At 70.0% G+C, this 250-nt stretch carries 1 pseudogene; it reads right to left on the reverse strand.

The annotated features are described in order from the left end of the window. A pseudogene (locus F6X40_RS41765) lies at positions 1 to 126 on the reverse strand (transposase); the annotation flags it as partial. Positions 127 to 250: the final 124 nt, after the last annotated feature.

Here is a 250-nt window from a genome sequence, read left to right on the forward strand (position 1 = left end):
CAGCTGGCCGTGCCGATGGGCATCGGTGAGCGCTTCGAGGAAGCGGCGCCGGAACAGGCGCGAGAGCACGCGCACTGGCAGGAAGAAGCCGGGGCGGCAGGCGATCCAGTGCTCGCCGTCGGGCGACTGCCGCGCGTCAAACAAGATGAGAGCAGCGCGTCAATCAGGATGAGAGTACTGGCGTTGCGGCAGCGGTGGAGGGCGTAGCCCGGAACCGCTGCCGCAACGCCGCGCCGAGGAGCTCCCCGTC

Source organism: Paraburkholderia sp. UCT31 (assembly GCF_014397655.1).
Taxonomy (GTDB): Bacteria; Pseudomonadota; Gammaproteobacteria; order Burkholderiales; family Burkholderiaceae; genus Paraburkholderia; species Paraburkholderia tuberum.